Here is a 19,333-nt window from a genome sequence, read left to right as displayed (position 1 = left end):
TTAGTGAGTTACTTAAAAGGTCACATTCAGGTTAGCGCCAAAGCTGCGTGTAGCAGGCAGGCTGAATACGTCAACACCTGAAAGCCCGTTACCGGTAGACATGGTCACTTCCGGATCATAGGGCGCCTTTTTGTGGAAATAGATCAGGTTACGGCCGATGAGCGACAGTTTCAGGTTTTTCACAAAGCTGCCTTTCAGAATGGAAGCAGGTAAGGAGTAACCGATAGCAGCTTCGCGCAGTCTTACAGTAGAAGCGCTGTAGATATACTCGCTGCTCACGCCTGCACGGCCGCCGATGGTAGTGTACCACACTTTAGGATCGATGCTGGTAACAGCTTCTTTGGTATCTGCGCTTACACCGTTAATGGCTACACTGCCGTTGGCGCGTGCATCGCCGGTTACTTTAGATACGCCGTACTGGTCTAGCATGGCCTGTGTAAGCGATAGTACCTGTCCGCCAAATTTGCCATCCACCAGGAAGCTCAGGCTCAGGTTCTTATAGTTAAAGCTGTTGTTCCAGCCGGCCTGCCATTTAGGATTGGGGTTGCCGATGTATTGCTGATCGCCTTCTACCAGCGGAACGCCGTTGGCGCCGATCATTATGCGGCCCTGTTCATCGCGCTGGAACACCCTGCCGAAGATATCACCATAGGAGCCGCCTACTTCGATCACAGAAGTATAGGCATTAGATCCGGGATCTGTGAGTACAAAGCGGTCGATATCCGGTGCCAGTTTCTTTACCTCGTTCTTATTGCGGGAGTAGTTGATGGTGGTATTCCATTTAAAGTATTTGGTCTGGATAAGGTTGTAACCCAGCAATACTTCTATACCGGAGTTCTGTATATCGCCTGCGTTGATGTAGCGGAAGCTGTAACCGGTGCCCGGTGGTACCGCGATCTGGAAGTACTGGTTGGTAGTATTGGTTTTGTACCAGGTAAAGTCCAGGCTCAGCGCGTCTTTCAGGAAGCGCCATTCAGTACCGATTTCAAGTGATTTGGTTTTTTCAGGTTTCAGGTCATCGAAAGGCTGAATAGTATTGAAGTCGATGGTACCGCCTACGGCGCCCAGCCTGTTCACCGGATAGGTAACGTAGATGGGCACGGAGTTACCTACTACTGCGTAAGAACCTCTCAGTTTTGCATAGCTCACCGGCTCGGGCAGTTTCAGCATATCGTGCAGGATAAAGGACAGACCTACGGAAGGATAGAAGTAAGAACCGTTAGGTGTGCGGCTTAATTTAGATGACCAGTCGTTACGCCCGGTAAGATCAAGGAACACCAGGTCTTTATAAGAGATGCTGGCGTTGCCAAATACCGCCTGCAGCTGTTCATGACGTGCAGGTTCTGTAACGATGGCGCTGCCCGGTGTCATGTTCTGGATGGTAAAGAAGTTGGCGATGTACAGGTTACCGTTATAGGAATCTGCGCGCATGCCTTTGGTTTTGGTATCAGTGATGCTGCTACCTACCAATGCGTTCAGCTTGATATCATTGAACGATTTGGAGAAGTTCAGGATCACGTCGCCATAGAACTGTGTAGTGGTGAGGTTGCTGGTAATGTATCGGCCGTTGGGACCAGATAATACGCCGTGTGTACCTGCGTAGATGTTTGCATCGTAGGTATCGTTGGTACGGTCCATATTGCCGCGTGCCTGAATGTTCAGCCAGTCGGTGAACTCATAGCGGGCGCTTGCGCTGAAGAGCGTTCTTGTACGCTCGGTGATGCTGGCATTGCGGTGGATGATCCAGTAGGGATTTTGTTGTACGTCTTCATTGAAGGGCCAGTTCTGCAGGTTGATCTGCCTTACTTCGTTGAACTTTTCGATATTGTCTTTATACGGTTTTAAATCCAGGCCTCTTGGGAAGAGATACAAGCCGGTAAGCGGGTTGAAATACAAACCTGTTACCGGTGCATTGTTCACCTTCTGAATGATCACGTTGGCGCTTCCGTCCAGCGTCAGCTTGTCGTTAAGGAAGCGACCTGTTTCGCGGAAGGTGATATTGTGACGTGACAGTTTATTTTCAGGTATGATACCGCTGGAGCGGGTATTGGCATAAGAGAAATAGGTTTGTGTTTTCTCTGTACCGCCTGAGAGACCGATGGAATTGATCCAGGTATTACCGCTGCGGTAAAAGTCGTCCAGGTTATCATGGCCGCCGTTAATAGCAGGGCCCCAGCTTTGTGTGGCAGCATCGGGATCCTGGCCATATGCGTTCTGGAACTCGGGCTTGATAGCTACTTTATCTACTGTGAAGCTGCTGGAGAAATCTACTTTGGTAGTACCTGATTTTCCTTTTTTAGTGGTGATCAGGATCACACCATTACCTGCCTGGCTGCCATATAATGCGGCGGCAGAAGCTCCTTTCAGCACAGAGATGCTTTCAATATCATCGGGGTTCAGGTTGGAAATACCATCGCCACCATCGCGGCCGGGAGCATAGCTGATGTTGCCATCTCCACCCCAGGTGCTGTTGGGCTGCTGTACAGAGTAGTTGGTCATGGGGATACCATCTATTACATACAGCGGCTGATTGGTGCCCTGCGCGGATTTATTACCGCGCAGCAATACTTTTACGGAGCCGCCCGCGCCGCCGCTGCTGCGGCTGATATTAACGCCGGCTACTTTGCCGTTGAGGGAGTTCATCAGGTTGGGATCCTTGGCAGTGGTCAGTTCTTCGCTGCCTATGCGCTGGGTAGAATAGGTGAGTGACTTGGGCGCCTTTTTAACGCCGAGGGCAGTTACCACCAGTTCATTCAATCCTCTTACATTTCCCTGCAGGGTTACATTCATGGTAGTACCATTACCAACAGGTACTTCTGTGGCAACAAATCCAATGGAGCTGAACACCAGTACGTCGCCGGGGTTAGCGCTGATTTTGAAGATACCATCAGCATTGGTCTGGGTGCCTTTATTACTGCCTTTTACCTGAACGGTAACACCTGGCAGCGGCAACCCCTGTGCATCGTGCACGGTTCCTGTGATTTCCTGTTCGGCCGCTTTATAGGTCAGGGTTGTGGCGGCTGCAACAGCATGCAGTTGCGCATCTCCCGCCAGTATGAGGCAGAGCAGAAGACTTGCAGGTTTGCATGTCCATGAGAGACGTGATTTTCTGTTCATATGTGTTTTTGGTTGAATTGTTCATGTATGGGCAATACTTCTCCCCCTCAGCATATAGCTGTGTTTTTTAAGTTATTCATAACTTCATTTCACTAGTGTTAATGCAAGTGCATGGCCGTATCCAATGGCGGATGCAGAATAGGGGTCGTGCAAAAAGAAAGGAAGTACTATCGTGCCGGAAAACTTTTTTGATTATAATATCAGGGCTGCCCGGCTTCGTTGGCTTATGTATTTTTATGGATACACATTTTTCAGTGCTTTACTATATGCTTCCAGGCAACGTTGACGGGCAAATTCATGCGCTACAACCGGTTGTGGATAATCAAGGCTATTCAGTTCTGGTATCCATTTCCTGATATATTCCAATTTAGGATCAAATTTCTTTGCCTGAAGGGTGGGATTGAATATCCGGAAATAGGGCGCTGCATCGCAACCGGTACCGGCGGCCCATTGCCAGTTCCCGTTATTGGAGGCCAGCTCATAGTCCAGCAGTTTTTCAGCAAACCAGGCCTCGCCCCAGCGCCAGTCTATCAACAGGTGTTTGGACAGGAAGGAGGCAGTGATCATGCGCACGCGATTGTGCATAAAACCAGTTGCGCTGAGTTCGCGCATACCTGCATCCACAATAGGATAGCCGGTAGTGCCATTGCACCAGCGTTCAAAATCCGCTTCATTATCACGCCAGTTGATATGATCGTATTCCGGTCTGAAAGCCTTGCCTTGTCCTACATGGGGAAAATGCCAGAGGATCATCTGGTAAAACTCGCGCCATACCAGCTCTTTCAGGTAAACGGGGCTCAGTGCTGCTGCCCGGCGTACAAGATCGCGGATGCTGATGGTGCCAAAGCGCAGGTGCACACCTATCCTGGTGGTGCCTTCGAGAGCCGGAAAATCGCGTTGCTTTTCGTATTGCCGTAAAGTGTTGTCATCCGGTATGGCATCCGGAAAGGGCTGGCTGCCTGGCCTGAACCCGATGGATGCCAGGGAAGGCAGCTGTTTTGCGGGCTGATGAAAAAAGTTGCTGAGGTGCCGTTTTACCGGGTAACCTACGGTATGGTGATCATCCAGTGTGGCCAGCCAGCGTTTGCTGTAAGGTGTGAACACGGTGTATGGTCTGCCATCATCCTTCATCACTTCGTTCTTCTCAAAGATCACCTGATCTTTGAAGGTATCAAAAGCAACGCCGTTATCCTGCAGTAATTTACGTACTGCATTATCCCTTGCAATGGCATAGGGTTCGTAATCGTGATTGGTGAATACGGTACCGATGTTGTATGTTGAGAGCAGTTGTTTAAATACCTGTAAAGGTTTACCATGATAAACTTCCAGTGTAGTGCCGTTTTCTGTGAGCTGCTGTTGCAGCTTTTCAAGGGCGGAGTGAATGAATTCCACGCGGAGGTCTGCTTTATTATCCAGCTGGTCCAGGATATCGGTATCAAAGATAAAGACGGGCAATACGGGTTTATCTTTTTTCAGTGCGTGATATAATCCTGCATTATCTTCCAGCCGCAGGTCGCGGCGGAACCAGAAAACGTTCACATCCATAAGCGTGGTATGGTTTTCTTAAAGGTACGCCTTATTGCCTGTCCCACCATAGGGGAGTTCCGCCATTGTCCGGACCGCCAAGGGCCTTAACTGCTCTTGCAACGCCGGCCGGGTTGGTGGCATATTCCAGCTGTGGAAAGCTGATACGGCGGATGAACTTGTCTGTAGGGATCTTTCCCCCGCTGTAGTTTACTACAACGGGGAATAACCTGGGATAGCCGGTTCGGCGGAATTCAGCCCAGGCTTCTTCCCCTTCGGGGAACATGGCAATCCATTTTTGTGTAATGATGCGTTCCAGCTTTTCGGCTGTGGGTGCGTTCTTTTCCCACTGGATAGTGATCCTGCTCAGGTATGCGCTGCCGGAAGGTATATTGTTGACAGCATTCCTGGGATCTGTATAAGGTTTGGGCTTATAGGAATGATTGCTGATATAGGCCGGGAAATAGCTGTTAAGCTGGTATTGTGCAAAGGAGGCCTGAACGCCGTTCTCATAGTTGCGGCCTGCATCGCCTGCATTCTTCCAGCCGTAGAGTGCAGCTTCCGCTTTCAGGAACCAGGCCTCAGCAGCAGTCATCAGCTGGATCCTGTTATCGGCAAACTGGCGTACAGACAGTTTGGAGAAGCCGCTGTAGGTATCGCGGCTGGTAATGTTCACACCATTACGTATACCGTTATACGAAGAATCGCGTGGGTCTGAGCATGCAAAGTAGCAGGGCAGCCTGGGGTCGTGATAGCCGGTCATGATAGACTCCATGGGGGCGCCCATGCGGATATCGTTCCATTTGTAGCAGATCACATATAACGGGTGTGATACCGGGTTAATGTTGATGCTGAAATTATCTGCGGGGGTACTGAGCAGTCCAAGCGGGTGATTTAAAGCTGCTTCACCTTCTGTGCGCGCCTTTTCGGGGCTGACCGCCGAGATGCGGATGGCTAGCCGCAGGCGCAGGGTATTGGCGAATTTTACCCATTTTGAATAGTCGCCACCGTAGGCCAGGTCAAATGCTGTGAAGTTGCTGTTGTAATGCTGCACAGCATAGGAGGTAAGCGTGTCGATAGCCTGTGCAAGGTCTGAGAAAAAGGCGTTGTAGGCCTCTTCTTGTGTATCGTAATCTATGCTGCGGTCTGGATTGATCACGCCATATTTAGTATAGATAACCGGGCCGAATACATCACTGACGCGATGCATGGCGGCTACGCGCAGCAGCTGGGCCCATGCGTAGAAATCGGAATACAGGCCTTTGGATTTTTCCTGTACAAATCTGCAGTTAGGCATGACGTTGCCATAGGCCACTGTCCATACTTTATTGTTCCAGTTATCCAGCAGATCGTAGGTAGTATTGTTACGGTTGGATTCAAAAGGTGTGGGCGTCATCATATAACCGGAGTAGATGTCGCCTATCAGGTTTTGCTGTACCTGCGCTGTGGCAGGGTCATTACTGACGATGATGCTGAGCATGGTTTGCACCAGCGGTTCGCCCAGCAGTTTCAGATCGGGCTTCAGTTCATCCTCATTAAAGTCATAAGGGTTCCTGTTAATATCCTCGAAGTTTTTGGTGCATGCGCCGCACAGCACCTCACACATGAAGGATACCAGTATCACACGTTTGAACATATTTTGTACAAACCACATTTCACTAATTAAATTTCACTTGTTAGCTTAAAATCCCACCCTGATATTCATTCCAATACTTCTTAATGCAGGCTGGCCATATACATCAATACCCTGCAGGCCGTTACCGGAGCTCATGGATACTTCCGGATCAAATGGCGCATGCAGTTTAAAGAAGCAAAGGTTCCTGCCTGTGATGCCAGCCTGCAGGTGCCGTATCCATTTAGCATGGATGGGCAGCTGCCAGCTGAGCGATATTTCCCGCAGGCGGATATTGGTGGCATCGTACATATACAGTTCGCCGATACCTGCGCGGCCGCCTATGGTATTGTAGTATTTCTGTGCATCGTATTTACCGGAGAAGGGCTCGCCGTTCTCGTTCACGGCGTTCAGTGCCACACCGCCGTTGTCGCGGGCGCGGGCGCTGGCTTCACTCACCCCATATTCATCCAGGATGGCCTGTGTAATGCTCATCACCTTGCCGCCAAACTTGCCGTCTACCAGGAAGCTGAAGCTAAGTCCCTTATAGTCCAGGGTATTATTCCAGCCCAGGGTAAAGCGCGGGTTGGGATTGCCTACATTCTTCAGCAGGTCTTTATTGGTTTTCAGGTGGCCGTCGCCATCTATTACATACTGGCCTTTATCATTCCTGTACAGTTCTTTATTGCTGTAGATATCGCCCCAGGAGCCGCCTTCCTTGATGAAGGAACCGTACATGTTGGTCTGGAAATCGGTCAGGATGAAATAGTTATCCGGCCCGGCTCCGGGTATGTCGGGATCGGTCAGCCTGATTACTTTATTCCTGTTAAAGCTGTAGTTGACAGCAGACTGCCAACGGAATGTTTTTGTGCGTATGGGCACCAGCGTTATAGTAGCTTCCAACCCCGTATTCTGTATGTTGCCCAGGTTGGTGGAGTAGAACAGGTAACCACTGCCAGGGGGTGCGGGTACTTCCATATACTGCTGGTAGTTATTGTTCTTATACCAGGTAAGGTCAAAGTTAATGCGGCTGTCCAGCAGGCGTACTTCTGCACCTGCTTCCACAGAGCGGTTGTCTTCCGGTTTCAGGTATACGCCGGGGTAGGGTGCGCGTGTGTTGAATGCGATCCTGGTGACACCGGCTATCGTCTGTAAGGTGAAACGGGAGGGATTTGACATATATGGCGCAATATCATTGCCTACTTTGGCATAGGAAACGCGCAGCTTGGCAAAATTAACTGCTGCCGGCAATTTCATTATTTCACTCAGAATGGCCGCCACCCCGGTGGAATAGTAGAAGTATCCTTTGCCTGCGATAGGTGTGTAGGCGAAGGCGCTTGACCAGTCGTTACGGCCTGTCAGGTCCAGGAAGAGATAATTTCGGTAGGCCAGTTGTGCGCTGGCAAATATGGCCTGCAGTTGCTTACGTTCAATGTATTGCTGCGCGTCGAGGGCTTTGCTGGAAATATCTGCTACAGAGAAGTGGTTGGCAATACTGAGGCCCGGGTTGGCATTCTGATTGGTGCTGATCAGCGTTCTGTCATGCGCCTTTACATCCATGATGCTGGTGCCCAGGGTGGCCGACAGGCGCATTCGATCATTCAGCTTACGGGCGGCGCTCAGTATGAGATCTCCATACAGCTGGGTATTGGTCTCTTTTTCCAGTGTATACCGGCCGTTAGGCGGCGACAATACCGTTTGGGTACCTGCATAGGCTTTCAGCTCATACTGGTCATAAGAGCGGTCAAAACTACCCCGGGCCTGTATACTCAGCCAGCTGGCCAGCTGGTATTTCAGGGAGAGAGATCCCATACTGCGGGTACGGTCTTCTTCGCGCAGGCTTCTGTACAGGAGCCAGTAGGGGTTCTGCTGATCATCCTGGCCTATCCATTCCCTATCGTTACGGATGTTCCACCAGTCCTGGAGCATGAGCCCGCGGGAAGTGTCGAAATATTCATATTGTTTATAGGCTGCAAAATCAAGTCCCCTCGGGAAATTATATACACCTGTCAGCGGGTTGAAATAAAGACCGCTGGCAGAGCGGTTCAAGGCTTTCTGCATCATGAAGGTAACGTTGCCGTCAATCAGCAGGCGGTTATCCAGCAGTCGCAGTGAACCACGGTAATTGAAAGTATGACGGTCCAGCTTACTGTTGGGCAGTATGCCTTTATTGGTGGTATTGGAGTAGGAGAAGTAGGAGGGCGCCTTATCCAGACCGCCGCTGAAAGAAAGAGAATTGGTAAAGGTAACGCCTGTATTAAAGAAGGGCTTCACATGCTCCGGCGCATTTACCGGTGCGCCCCAGCTATCTGCCGAACCCGGCTGGGGATTCCCTTTATCATCTGTATATGGCCGGATGCTTTGCCCATAGCGGTATTGCAGTTTGGGTAGATGCATGGGTGTTTCGATGCTAAGATCGGAAGAAAGGCTGATGTGCCCTTTGCCGGGACGGCCTTTCTTGGTAGTGATCACAATTACGCCGTTGGCAGCCTGGCTGCCATAGAGGGCGGCGGCGGAGGCGCCTTTGAGTACGCTGATGGTCTCAATATCATCGGGGTTCAGGTTGGAGATGCCGTCACCGCCATCGCGTCCGCTGTTGCCTACAATGCTGGAGGATTCTCCCCAGATATTGGCCGGCTGGGAAGGCGTGTAGTTGGCCATGGGTACGCCGTCTATGACATATAAAGGCTGATTCTCGCGGGTAGATTTGTTACCTCTGAGGATCACCCTGGCAGAGCCGCCAATACCGGACGCACTGCGGAAGATATTGACGCCGGCTATTTTGCCGGAGAGGCTGTTGATCACGTTCACATCTTTTACGCGGGCCAGGTCTTCATTGCTCAGCTGCTGGGTAGCGTAGGTAAGTTCACTGGTTTGTTTGGAAATACCCAGGGCGGTTACCACAAATTCGTTCAGCCCTTTAACACTTTCTTCCAGGGTGATATGGAATTCGTTATTATCGCCGATGGCGGCTTCTTTATGCAGGTGACCTACGGAGCGGAACACCAGCACGTCAGCTGCGGTACCTTTAATGGAAAAGGTACCGTCTGCCAGGGCCTGTGTGCCCCTGGTGCTATTTTTTACCAGTATGGTGGCGCCTGCCAGGGGACGGCCCTGTGGGTCGGATATTCGTCCGGTAACCTCTTTTTCGGCCAGGGAAAGTGTTTGCAGCCCGGTATCTGCAATGGTTCCGGCGGCTGCTCCTACAATGATCTTGTCTTCTTTTAAAAGGAATTTGAGCCCTGTCTGGCGGCTTAGCAGTGCCAGTACTTCTTCTATGGGGGTTTTACTACAGTGAAGGGTTATTTTCTTTTTCAGTTGCTGGCTCAGGTCTGCTTTATCATAGTGAAAGTTCAGGCCTGTCTGGCTGGCAATCTCCGTCATAACTGCCTCCAGCGGTTTGTTCCGTGCGTCGATGCTCACGAGTATAGGTAAAGCAGCGCCCGCAACCGGCAGCAGCAGTAGCAGCAGGCCGGCAGTCATACCTGCCAGGCGGAAGTATGATCTTACGGTCGTGGGCATTTGTGTAAGCTATTGGCAGTCGGCTTCTAGCTACTAGCTGTTAGAGTTGGCAAGGGCTAAGAGCTAATGGCTAAACGCTAACGGCTGTTTTTCAGCACGATGGTGTCGTTGCTGATAGAATAAGAAAGGGACTTGGCAAGGCATATGGTCTCTATCACATCCCGGAGGCTTTCCTCTTTGAAGAAGCCCGTGTACTTCCATTCCTTTTTGTCACTTTGGTTGATGATGGTAACTCCGTACCGGTTTTCAATTTCGGTTATAACTTCATTGTATGACGCATCTTTAAATACCAGGTAACCCTGTTTCCACCCGGTGATCTCTTCCGGCCTGGTAAAGGTGGATTTTACCAGCTCAAGGGATTGCATATCATAATGTACCTGTTCATTGGGCATTAATATCACTGCCTTACCACCCGCGGCGCCGTTATGGGTTCGGTCTATCTTCACTTTGCCGCTGATCAGGGCTACGGTAATCCGGTTTTCATGGGCATAATCCCTGATATTGAAGGTGGTGCCCAGGGCAGTGGTATGAATATCGCCTGTGTGCACGGTAAAGGCACTTTCCTGGTTGGGGGCTACCGTGAAGAACGCTTCTCCTTCTTCCAGGTAAACGTCTCTGCCGGCGGCAGAGAATTGTTGCGGATAGCGGATGCGGCTGGAGGCGTTCAGCACAATGGTGCTGCCGTCAGCAAGCACGATACGCTCGGTAGCGCCTTTTGCCGTACTGAGCTCCACAAAGCCGTTCTTTACGCTGCGGCTGCTTTTGACCGGCGAGGTTTTTGCCATGGGCGCTGTGGCGGGTGCAGCAATGCGGGATGTTTTCAGGTATGTAAACAACCAGGCGCCGGTAACCAGCAATAGGCTGGCGGCAGCGGTTATATAGTAAAAGGGGCGCAGCCGGCGGGAGCGGGGCACCTGTATCTTTTCCTGTATGCTCTGCTTTACCGCTTCCAGCTGCAGGGACAGATCTTCGTCGGGCACGGGGGGCGAACTATGCCTGTTAACGCCTTCAAACCATTGCTCAATGACTATGGATTCTTCAGCTGTGCATTGCCCCTTCGTATAGCGTTCCAGTATATTTTTAATATGTTCTGTATCCACCGTTTCTCATTTAAGGTTTACAAGTAGTCGTACAAGCGGTTTATTGGTACTACCCGTTGCCTGTTTCTGTATGTGAGCGCAGAATTTTAAGCGCTTTAGTGATCTGGTTTTTGACGGTTTGCTGTGAAAGCCCCAACCTTTGTGCAATTTGTTCAATGGATTGATGCTCAAGGCGGCTTAGCATAAATATTTCCTTCATGCGATCCGGCAAATGATTGATGGCCTCCAGTATTTCCTGGTTTTTGGCCTTATAATCAACGGCTTCCGTAATATTTTCCGGCTGAGCGTCAAAATGTTCAATGAGTTGCTGGAGGTATTTGCGGTAAGAGCTGTTCTTCCGGTAAATATCGATGATCTTATGCCTGGCGCCCTGGTAAAGGTAGGATTTGAGCGACTCGCTGATCTGCAGCTGTTTTCTTTTTTCCCAAAGGGAAACAAAGAGGTCTTGGAGTACATCCTTGCTGATCTCACTGGTTTCCAGCTTGCTCAGGATATACAGGTACAAAGGTTTGCTGTAACGGTCATAGATGGCGTTAAAAGCCGCAACATTGTCGGCTTTCAGCAAGTTAAGTAACTGTTGATCTGGATAGTTGCTGTACATCAGGGCAATTACAGGTACAAGAAATGGTTGATAAAAACGATAACAGCGCTTTTTCCTATACTACCGTGGAATGAAAATTAGGATAATGTTTTCAAAGTAAAAAGTAAAAAAGTAAAAAGAAAAAAGGGTTTAAATTTAATCTTTCATGCTTCCTTGAGTCTCAGTTCATTTTTATATTCCTTAGGTGTCTTACCCACTATTTCCTTAAAGAAGCGGTTGAAATTAGAGAGGTTCTTGAACCCGCAGGAGTAGGCGATCTCCGCGATCGACCAGTCTTCTTCGGTCAGCCGTTTACAGGCGTGCCCGATCCTGACCTCGTTCAGGAACTGCACAAACGATTTTTTGGTGCGGTTCTTAAAGAAGCGGCAGAAAGACTGAGGAGAGAGGTTGGTGATGCTGGCCACGTCGTGCAGGGATATTTCCTTGGAAAAGTTGTTCATCACGTACTTGAATACCTCGTCTATCTTATGGTTATCCTTAATATTAAAGGCATGAGAATAGCCGGTGCTGGCCAGGAAATAGAAATCTTTGGTTTCGGAAAGCGTTTTCAGGATGTTCAGCAGGGAAATGATCCTGTCCAGCCCCTCTTTTTTGGGAAGAGCCAGTATTTCGTCTTTTAGTTTGTCATGGGTTTCGCCGATGATCTTCATGCCCCGCTGGGCACGGTGGAACAGCTCGGAAAGGGCTTTGGTCTCCGGCAGGCCGTAGAATTTGTCGCCAAAGATGTCTTTCGGGAAGTAGATTACTACAGACCGGGCTTTGAGCTGCTCCACGCCTTTGTAATATTCTTCTTCATTATACCACACATGAGGGATATTAGGCCCGAGGAACACCATGTCGCCTACGTCAAAGCTTTCAATACTGTCTCCTACAATCCTTTTGCCGTTGCTTTCGGTAACATATACCAGCTCGCATTCCGGGTGAAAATGGAAGGGTGTATTAAAATACGGATCACAACGCTCTATAATGGTGATCTGGTTGTCGGCAAAAGCGCCAACTTTAATGAGGATGGGTTTCATCCGTTTATGCTCGGTTTCATTTGAAAAAATGTATATTTTACTGTCCTTAATGGAACTTCCTGGCGGCAGAATGATCGTTTTACACTCCTGTTGGTCAAACACCCTTCCCCGCCCCCCGCGGGAATCTTTCCTGTGATTGATGCCAATTTATTAATTTTTGGTTAAAAAAATATCATTTCCTGTAATTTAGCTATTGTAAAGCCTATTGTAATTTTGACAACTAATTTTGTATTTTACACAGGGCTAAATCGATTGAGCGGCTTGTACCCGTGCTCAGTTGGAGATTCAGGCACACCCGGACCACAAACTATATTATAACCAGATTATACTAGACGGATGAAAGGAATTTCTATAAAGGACATCGCCAAACAGGCGGGGGTGTCTCCTACTACTGTTTCTTTTGTACTGAACGGCAAGGCTAAGGAGAAGAGGATCAGCGATCAGGTTAGCAAAAAGATACTTAAAATTGCCAACAAGCTTAAATACAAACCTAACCAGCTGGCCAGGGGCTTACGTACTGGTAAGACTAAAACCCTGGGGTTGATCGTGGAGGATATTGCCAATAACTTCTGGGCGAATGTGGCGAAAGTGGTGGAGGATGAAGCCGACAAGCATGGATACAAGGTGCTGTACGGCAGTACGGAAGACAATAGTGAAAAGGCGAGGGGACTGCTGGAGGTACTGAAGTACCGGCAGGTGGATGGGTATATTATTACCCCCACCAAGAACATGGAAAAGGAGATCGAACTCCTGAAAATGGTGCGCAAGCCGGTAGTACTGATGGACCGCTACCTGCCCAACGTGGATTCCCACTACGTAGTGGTGGATAACTACCAGGGTGCTTTTGCCGCCACCAGCCACCTTATTGCCCAGGGGTATAAGAAAATAGCGATCATTACCACCACGTCAGACCAGGTGCAGATGAAGCAGCGTATGGAAGGATTTGCGGCCGCACTGAAGAAACACGGTATCACCTTCAATAAGACCATTGTGAAGAAACTGCCTTTTGACCTGGACCGGGCAGGACACACGCAGGAGATCACCAAATTTCTTAGGGCCACAAAAGTGGACGCCATCTTCTTCGCAACCAACTATCTTGGAATATACGGTATCGAAAGTATCCGCTCACTCGGTCTTCGTATAGGGGCCGACGTCGGCATGGTAAGCTTTGATGATCATGACCTGTTCCGCCTGCATAGCCCTTCTATCACCTGTGTCTCCCAACCTATCGGGGAAATTGGACGGCAGATAGTGGATGTTCTGATGAAAGAACTGAACCATGCTTCCAACACATCACATCATTTAGTATTATCACCTACACTTGAAATACGCCAGTCTTCCATTAGAGAAGAAAACAATAAATGAAATATCAAATTCCAAATTCTAAAACCGGGAACCAGCAGCTAAAAAATGGAAATCTGAAATTTGAAATTTGGTAATTGAATTTTTTTATCTAAGTTTAACAACTAATTAAAAGAACCTAGTGAACTACCAATGAAATGTGTGTGTTGCGGGTTCTTTTTTTATTTGATGCCTATACTAAATGGTTTTAGTGTGGACAATGAGCGTTATGTTACCTGTGACTAACACGTATGAACGTATAACCGTTAAATAAAAAAAATCGGACCATGTATATGTAAATCGGAAATGACCATGCGCATGAACGGAAACCGCGCGTAGTACAACAAACATCGAAAACAAATCTAACCAGGACTACTGCATGTAAAGCGTATTGAACATACGCCAGGGGGATTTATTTCATCACCTATTTAACTATTCATTAAAAAACACAGAAAATGAAGAGATCGCTATTGTTATGCGCTTTCCTCATGCTGCTGGGGTATGCTATTGTCTCAGCACAGGAAAAGAAAACAATTACAGGAACCGTGCAGGACTCCACAGGGAGTGCACTGCAAGGTGTTACCGTACAGGAGAAAGGTACCAGCAATGGTACCGTTACAGACGCTAAAGGCGCTTTTACCATTCAGGCAGGACCCGGCGCTACGCTTATTTTTACCTTTATAGGTTTTGGACGCCGGGAGATTCCCGTGAACGGCCAGTCAGCACTGGACGTAAAGCTGGCGCCTGATACCAAAGGATTGGGAGAGGTAGTAGTAACGGCATTGGGTATCCAGAAAGAATCACGCAAACTGGGCTACGCGGTCAGTAAAGTAGGCGGCGACCTGATGGATAAGGCCAGGGAGTCTAACGTTGCTTACTCGCTGGAAGGCCGTGTAGCCGGCCTGAATGTAAGCGGTGTTAGCGGTGGCCCGGGCTCTTCTGCCCGTATCAACCTGAGAGGGGTTACCAGTTTTAACGGAGGCTCACCCCTGTTTGTAATTGACGGTGTGCCGATGGATAATACCAACCGCGGCACCGCCGGCCAATACGGCGGCGCAGATAAAGGCGATGGTATCAGCAGTATCAATCCTGATGATATAGAGAATATGACAGTGCTTAAAGGCGCCACCGCCGCGGCTTTATATGGTACCAGGGCGTCCAATGGCGTGATCCTGATCACCACCAAGAGTGGTAAGAAGGGCGGCAAACTGGCCATAGAATACAATACCAACCTGCAATTTGACCAGGCGGTGAACAATACTGACTTTCAGTATGTATATGGACAGGGTGCACAGGGCCAACGTCCTACAGACGCCGCTATGGCAGCAAGAACAGGTATCAGCGCCTGGGGCGAGAAACTGGATGGCAAACCAACCATACAGCTGGATGGGAAAGAGTATCCTTATTCGCCGGTTACTGATAACATCCAGAAATTCTATCGCCTGGCGCCCACTTTCACCAATACGGTTTCTACCAGCGGCGGATGGGAAACCGGCGCATTCCGTCTCTCACTTTCCAATGTCAACAACCAGTCTATACTCCGGAACAGTGGCCTTGACAGGAAAACTGTCAATCTGAACCTCAACCAGCAGGTAACGGATAAACTGAAAATTACGGTAATGGCGAACTATGTGGACGAGACAAATAAGAACAGGCCATGGCTGAGTGATGCACCCCAGAACGCTAACTACGGCATCACCCTGCTGGCGCCCAACGTAAATCAGCTGGCTTTGCAACCGGGATACGACGCCAGCAAAAGAGGAGCGGAGATCGTATATACCGATGATATTTACAAGACCAATCCATGGTTCGTAGTGAACCAGTTTGTAAATAATATTGACAGAAAGCGTTTGATCAGCGCCGTAGCCGCACGTTACGACTTTACTGACTGGTTGTATGCACAGGCCCGTGTAGGATACGATCTTACCAACGAAAATTATCTTACCGTAGAACCATGGGGCACTGCCTACAGCAGCGGTGGTACCGGCAAGCTGAATGATCTTTCCAAAAGGCAGATATCAGAACTGAATACAGATGTGCTGATAGGTGCGCACAGGTCTATCACCAAAGATATAGAAGGCGATTTCTCCGTGGGTGGTAACATTCGCAAATGGGTAGATCAGAACGTGGGCATGAACGGCAGCCAGTTCATTATACCTTACCTGTATGTGCCGTCTAACCTCACTAACCTGGCATCCAATTACCTGTACCAGGAATTGCAGACAAATTCAGCATATTATACTGCAGACTTCACCTATAAGGGTTTTCTGAACATCGGAACCACCGGCCGGTATGACGTGTTCTCTACTTTACCCAGCAATAACAGGGGAATTTTTACACCGTCAGTAACCGGTAGCTTTATTTTCTCTGAGCTGACTCACCTCCCTTTCCTGAGCTTTGGTAAATTGCGTGCTTCCTTCGCGCAAACCAGCGGTGAGGCGCAGCCTTATAAAACGCAGCAGTACTATAAGATATCCAATACCATTAACGGTCAGCCGCTGGGCACCTTTGACGATAACCTGCCCAACCTTGATCTGCAGCCTTACCGCCTTAAGGAATTTGAAGTTGGTACAGAGCTGAAGTTCCTGCAGAACAGGCTGGGTCTTGATGTCTCCTATTTCCGTCGTCAAACCAACGGAGAGATTATCTCTGCGAGCATTTCCAACGCATCCGGTTTCCTTACGCAAACGCTCAACCTGGGTGCAACCCGTAACAGCGGTGTGGAAGCAATGTTGAGCGGCACGCCCATACAATCCAAATCATTCACCTGGAACGCTTCCTTCAATATTACCTACGTGAAGAACCTGGTAGTGGATATAGATGGTACGGAAAATCCTGCAGCTATTAACCTGACTGCCTACAGGCCTGGCAACGGCAATGTGGCTATTGTAAAAGGATTGCCTATAGCGCAGATCCTGGCGTATGATTATAAGCGGGATGATAAAGGCAATGTGATCATTGGCGATAACGGCATTCCTGAGCGTGGCGATCTCAAACCGATGGGTTCTGCGCTGCCCAATGTGTTCGGCGGTTTAAACAACGATTTTGCGTATAAGAACTTCAACCTGTCTTTCCTGATAGATTTCAAGTATAACAACAAGATCCTCTCCGCCACCAACTATTATTCAATAGTAGATGGTCTTAACAAGATGACACTGGACGGCAGGGAAACAGGTGTAGTTGCGCCCGGTGTAACAGAAAGCGGAGCGCCCAACACTACCAACGTAGCCGCTTACAATTATTATCCCCAGCTGGCACAGAATATCTCCGCTTTGTCTGTTCTGGATGGCAGCTTTATCAAATTGCGGCAGGTGACCCTGGGATACACATTCCCCACTGCATGGTTTGAGCACACGCCCTTCCAGGCTATTGCTGTTTCTCTGGTGGGAAGGAACCTTTGGACCATCATGAAACGTACACCCAATATTGATCCGGAAGCAGGCTTCTCTTCTGATATAAAGGCGGCGGGCCTGGAAGGCGGCAACCTACCGGCTGTACGGACCTATGGTGTGAATGTGAACTTTAAATTCAAAAAGTAGTAATGAGTATGCAAAAGATTTGTTTATATATCGGCATCGTGACGGTGATACTGCTGACAGGGTGCACAAAGAAATTCGACGAGATCAATACAGATCCAACGCAGGGTACAGAAGAGAATTTTGATCCTAATTCCCTGCTTAGTTTTGCACAGTATAACTTTGCCAGTCCGGGTTATTCGCAGTTGCTATATCCCAGCACCAGCATACAGATACTGGCTTCTACCTTCAACTATTATGGCAATGGAGACAAGTATATAAATACCGGCGGCTCTACTGATTACCAGGGCAGGATCTTTTCAGAATGTTATTCCAATTCCAGCAGGATCTACGAGATGATGCGGCTTACGAAAGACAAGGATGTAAACCTGTATAACATTGGCAAGATCATGTATGTGCTGATCCTGCAGCGTTGTACGGATGCTTATGGCGATGTGCCTTACACAGAAGCAAACCGGGCAAAAGAAGGGATCACCAAACCCAAGTACGACCGCCAGCAGGATATCTATAACCTAATGCTGAAGCAACTGGATACCGCTATTACTGCGCTGGACCCCTCGCAACCGGCGCCGGTGAACGACCTTTTCTATAAAGGCGATATTGCCAAATGGAAAAGGTTCGGCTATTCATTAATGCTACGTGTAGCCATGCGCTTAACAAAGGCAGACCCTGCTACCGCGCAGCAATGGGCTGAGAAAGCAGCTGCTGGCGGCACTTTAAGTGGTGTTAATGATAACGCTTATGTAATATGCGATGCTACCAAGGCGCAGGACAATACTTCCAACGCTTTGCTTACGGGCGATGATTTCAGGGAAGTACGCTGGAGCAAGACCTTTATTGATTTCCTGAGGGCCAATAATGATCCCCGCCTGGGCGTGATAGGGGAGGTTCCTCCCGCAGGCCTGGCCAACAACAGCAATGAGACACTTACCGGTAATACGGACTCCAGTATGCAGATAGGCTTACCCAATGGGTATGATCTGCTGGGCGGTGCAACGGATATCCGTAAACGGGCAGACTATCCCGGCGGCACAGGTACAGGTGGGGACATTGCCCCGCTGGGTAAATACTCCCGCCCGCGTGTAAATGTATTTATGAAACGTAATGGAACTGATTTTGTGCTCACCTATGCAGAATCTGAACTGCTGCTGGCAGAAGCAAAGATCCGTAACTGGAATGTGCCTGGTACCGCAGCGCAGCACTACGCCAACGGGGTAGCAGGCGCTATGCAGCAGATGGCGCAGTTTGATGCTGCAGCTGCCATTGCTCCCAATGATATCCAGGATTACGTAGCAGCGCACCCGTTAGACGAATCTTCGGTGGAAACAGCGCTGGAAAAGATCAATACCCAATATTGGGCGGCAACGATCTTCAATTTTACGGAAACCTGGAGTAACTGGCGCAGGTCTGGTTATCCGAAACTGACGCCGGTGGTGTATCCCGGTAATATAACCGGCGGTACTATTCCCCGGCGGATGATCTATCTGTCTACGGAGCAGTTAAGCAATGCGGACAACTACAGGGATGGCGTAAGCCGCCTCACGCCTGCCGCAGATCTGCTTACTTCCCGTGTGTGGTGGGATAAATAGCAAGATGGTTTAGTGGATTTATAGGTCATGGCCGGTGCTCCATCGTCCATAACATGTACGGTAAGGCAAACTATCTGCCTGTTTACGGATATGCTATGGACGATGGATCACCGGCCATGGCTTTTTTAACATTTTGTTGAAAATGATGGTATAACCTTGTAAATTATAAAAAATTTATCTATGTTTGGGTGTCGTTAACTGACTGTATAATAATCAATCATAAATGATTAATGTTCTTTTATCATAAGACTTAATTAGATGTATTGGGTTATAGTGCAGTTATACGGCCAGGTATTGGGAGTATCACATTAAACAGGAATAGGTTAGGAAAGCGCTGGTTTTTGCCAGAGACAATGATTAGCCCTGAAGGGA

General features: G+C 48.9%; 10 protein-coding genes. 3 read left to right on the top strand and 7 right to left on the bottom strand.

The genetic code is table 11. The features are described from left to right. Nucleotides 1–12: 12 nt before the first annotated feature. From Q0577_RS16735 to Q0577_RS16705, 7 genes are all read right to left on the bottom strand, one after another. On the bottom strand, nucleotides 13–3,117 hold the full coding sequence (locus Q0577_RS16735) for a SusC/RagA family TonB-linked outer membrane protein (protein ID WP_298738204.1): 3,105 nt from the start codon (nucleotides 3,115–3,117) through the stop codon (nucleotides 13–15). Between the two features lie 234 nt (nucleotides 3,118–3,351). Further along, on the bottom strand, nucleotides 3,352–4,662 hold the full coding sequence (locus Q0577_RS16730; RefSeq protein WP_298738202.1) for a deoxyribodipyrimidine photo-lyase: 1,311 nt from the start codon (nucleotides 4,660–4,662) through the stop codon (nucleotides 3,352–3,354). A 31-nt stretch (nucleotides 4,663–4,693) separates the two neighbouring features. Continuing rightward, on the bottom strand, nucleotides 4,694–6,295 hold the full coding sequence (locus Q0577_RS16725) for a SusD/RagB family nutrient-binding outer membrane lipoprotein (RefSeq protein ID WP_298738200.1): 1,602 nt from the start codon (nucleotides 6,293–6,295) through the stop codon (nucleotides 4,694–4,696). Nucleotides 6,296–6,322: 27 nt separating this feature from the next. After that, nucleotides 6,323–9,775, bottom strand: a complete 3,453-nt coding sequence (locus Q0577_RS16720; protein WP_298738199.1) for a SusC/RagA family TonB-linked outer membrane protein — start codon at nucleotides 9,773–9,775, stop codon at nucleotides 6,323–6,325. A gap of 77 nt (nucleotides 9,776–9,852) precedes the next feature. Next, the gene (locus tag Q0577_RS16715; RefSeq protein ID WP_298738198.1) at nucleotides 9,853–10,875 is read right to left on the bottom strand and encodes a FecR family protein; all 1,023 of its coding nucleotides are present in this window, start codon (nucleotides 10,873–10,875) and stop codon (nucleotides 9,853–9,855) included. A 49-nt stretch (nucleotides 10,876–10,924) separates the two neighbouring features. Then, a complete protein-coding gene (locus tag Q0577_RS16710) occupies nucleotides 10,925–11,440 on the bottom strand; it encodes an RNA polymerase sigma factor (RefSeq protein WP_298738196.1) in 516 nt (171 codons plus the stop codon). A 179-nt stretch (nucleotides 11,441–11,619) separates the two neighbouring features. Next, on the bottom strand, nucleotides 11,620–12,495 hold the full coding sequence (locus tag Q0577_RS16705) for an AraC family transcriptional regulator (RefSeq protein ID WP_298738195.1): 876 nt from the start codon (nucleotides 12,493–12,495) through the stop codon (nucleotides 11,620–11,622). 336 nt (nucleotides 12,496–12,831) lie between these two features. On the opposite strand from Q0577_RS16705, the gene Q0577_RS16700 reads away from it, so the two are divergent. The 3 genes from Q0577_RS16700 to Q0577_RS16690 all read left to right on the top strand — a co-directional run bounded on the left by Q0577_RS16700 (nucleotide 12,832) and on the right by Q0577_RS16690 (nucleotide 18,961). After that, a complete protein-coding gene (locus Q0577_RS16700; RefSeq protein WP_298738194.1) occupies nucleotides 12,832–13,860 on the top strand; it encodes a substrate-binding domain-containing protein in 1,029 nt (342 codons plus the stop codon). A gap of 431 nt (nucleotides 13,861–14,291) precedes the next feature. Next, nucleotides 14,292–17,375 carry a SusC/RagA family TonB-linked outer membrane protein gene (locus Q0577_RS16695; RefSeq protein ID WP_298738193.1) on the top strand — a complete coding sequence of 1,028 codons (3,084 nt, stop codon included), beginning with the start codon at nucleotides 14,292–14,294 and terminating at the stop codon, nucleotides 17,373–17,375. An 8-nt stretch (nucleotides 17,376–17,383) separates the two neighbouring features. Further along, nucleotides 17,384–18,961, top strand: coding sequence for a SusD/RagB family nutrient-binding outer membrane lipoprotein (locus tag Q0577_RS16690; RefSeq protein WP_298738191.1), 1,578 nt, complete (start codon nucleotides 17,384–17,386; stop codon nucleotides 18,959–18,961). Nucleotides 18,962–19,333: the final 372 nt, after the last annotated feature.

Source organism: uncultured Chitinophaga sp. (genome assembly GCF_937898475.1).
Lineage (GTDB): Bacteria > Bacteroidota > Bacteroidia > Chitinophagales > Chitinophagaceae > Chitinophaga.
The sequence above is the reverse complement of the archived record's forward strand: the minus strand, read 5'-3'. Positions and strand labels throughout refer to the sequence as shown.

Excerpts from the sequence above, each read along its gene's own strand:
- Q0577_RS16690 (WP_298738191.1), top strand. The coding sequence starts at position 17,384 with ATGCAAAAGATTTGTTTATATATCGGCATCGTGACGGTGATACTGCTG.
- Q0577_RS16730 (WP_298738202.1), bottom strand. The coding sequence starts at position 4,662 with ATGGATGTGAACGTTTTCTGGTTCCGCCGCGACCTGCGGCTGGAAGAT.
- Q0577_RS16705 (WP_298738195.1), bottom strand. The coding sequence starts at position 12,495 with ATGAAACCCATCCTCATTAAAGTTGGCGCTTTTGCCGACAACCAGATC.
- Q0577_RS16695 (WP_298738193.1), top strand. The coding sequence starts at position 14,292 with ATGAAGAGATCGCTATTGTTATGCGCTTTCCTCATGCTGCTGGGGTAT.
- Q0577_RS16735 (WP_298738204.1), bottom strand. The coding sequence starts at position 3,117 with ATGAACAGAAAATCACGTCTCTCATGGACATGCAAACCTGCAAGTCTT.
- Q0577_RS16700 (WP_298738194.1), top strand. The coding sequence starts at position 12,832 with ATGAAAGGAATTTCTATAAAGGACATCGCCAAACAGGCGGGGGTGTCT.
- Q0577_RS16720 (WP_298738199.1), bottom strand. The coding sequence starts at position 9,775 with ATGCCCACGACCGTAAGATCATACTTCCGCCTGGCAGGTATGACTGCC.
- Q0577_RS16725 (WP_298738200.1), bottom strand. The coding sequence starts at position 6,295 with ATGTGGTTTGTACAAAATATGTTCAAACGTGTGATACTGGTATCCTTC.